This is a genomic window from Halalkalicoccus paucihalophilus (assembly GCF_001593955.1).
In the GTDB taxonomy this organism is placed as follows: domain Archaea; phylum Halobacteriota; class Halobacteria; order Halobacteriales; family Halalkalicoccaceae; genus Halalkalicoccus; species Halalkalicoccus paucihalophilus.
In genome coordinates, this window is sequence record NZ_LTAZ01000019.1 from 1 (window position 1) to 1,584 (window position 1,584).

Sequence of the window (1,584 nt, forward strand, 5' to 3'; positions counted from 1 at the left end):
AGCCAAATCCGCGCGAGATTTCCATAGTCCAGCAGGTCGACGACGGTTTCCATATGCGTATTGAACGCCTCGATCGCTTCACGCTCGATCCGTTCGATGCGCGTCCGAAGCTCTTCGAGCTCCGCGTTGATCTCCTCACGCCGGGCTTCCAGCTTCCCCTGCTCGTCGAGTTGTTCTTCGAGATTCTCGATATCCTCTGCGAGGGCATCGCGCTTGCGCGCAAGCCGATCGCGTTTGAGTTCGAGCTGTGTGACTTGCTTTTGGGCCGCGAGGAGCTCTTCGTCGTCGTCGGTGGTTTCAACGGCCGACTCCAAGTCCTTGATCTCCTCTATAAGCTCCTCCCGCTGTGCTTCGAGTTCAGTAATTCGATCAGTCCGATCAGCAAGTTCTGACTTGGTCGTGTCAAGCGCTCGTTCGAGTTCAGTACGCTTGTCTCTCGTGGTGGTGTACTCCTTTCGTTGGGCTTTGAGCTCTTCGAGTTCTCTGTTGAGTTCGTTGCGTCGTTGAACTTTCTCTTGGCGAAGGTCCTGCAGGCGCGAGACCGTCGATTCGATCTGTTCAGTATCGACCTGCGAGCCACACGTCCAACATGTGACGTCGTCTGATTGGTCCGCAAGCAGTTGATCCGTGATTGCACCCCCGTCTGCTTCCGTCTCGGACGATTCCTCTCCACCAAGGAGATCAGTCATACCCTCTTCAGTGATCCGCTCGTTGAATTGGATGACCGTCTGGAGTTGAGAGATGATCTCGTCGAGTTCTCGCTTTCGACCACGGATCTGCTCGATTTGACTCGCGAGGTCGTCCAATTCGTCCTCGTCAACAGTCGAAAGATCTTCGAGTTCGGCTTCGAGCTCAGACCGTTCGGTTTCGAGCGAGGCGACACTCTCTTGTTCGGTTTCGAGATCGTAGGTGACGTCCTCAAGTTGGGATTGTGTCTCCCGGAGCGAATCGAGCTGTTCGGATCCCGTATTTTCGGAGTCGGACTTAGACTGCTGGACTGTCTCCAATGCGTCACGTGCCTCGTCGAGGTCCTCTGTAGCCGTCTCGAGTTTATTGGTAACGCGTGCGTATTCTTCTTCGAGTGAGTCTCGTTCACGGCTGGCTTCCGAGAGTTCACTGAGTTGGGTGTCGATGCCGCGTTTTTCGGCTTGCAGCTGGCTGATCCGGGCTTCGATCTCCTCGACATCGACGGGACGGAGGATGAGTTCTCGAAGGTCTTCGTTACGAACGACGGCCCGTCGAGCCGGATTGGATTCAAGCAGGAACGCGAACAGGTCGGCCAGTTGTGAATCTTCGAGATAGGGATCGCCGGTGAACGCGACGCCGTCGGCGGACCGTGTGAGTTCACGTGTGTAGGTCTCACCGTCGAGGGCAAGGCTCACATGTCCTTGGTCGGCATCGCCTTTGAGTGATGCTCGGTCGCTGCCGAGAGCGGCCATCAGCGCTTGGAGAAAGGAGGTTCGATTGGTGGCGTTTCTGCCGGCGAGGACGGTGACACCGGGTGTAAATTCGACTGAGGTAGAGTCGATGCCGCCGATGTGTTCGACGTCGACGGCAGCAGTCGTCTCTTGGAGTGAGGGCATT

Annotated in this window: 1 protein-coding gene; it reads right to left on the minus strand. The window is 56.4% G+C overall.

The window, feature by feature from the left end; translation table 11 throughout:
* The coding region (locus tag HAPAU_RS19430; RefSeq protein ID WP_066385910.1) for an archaea-specific SMC-related protein at positions 1 to 1,584 on the minus strand (1,584 nt) is incomplete at both ends.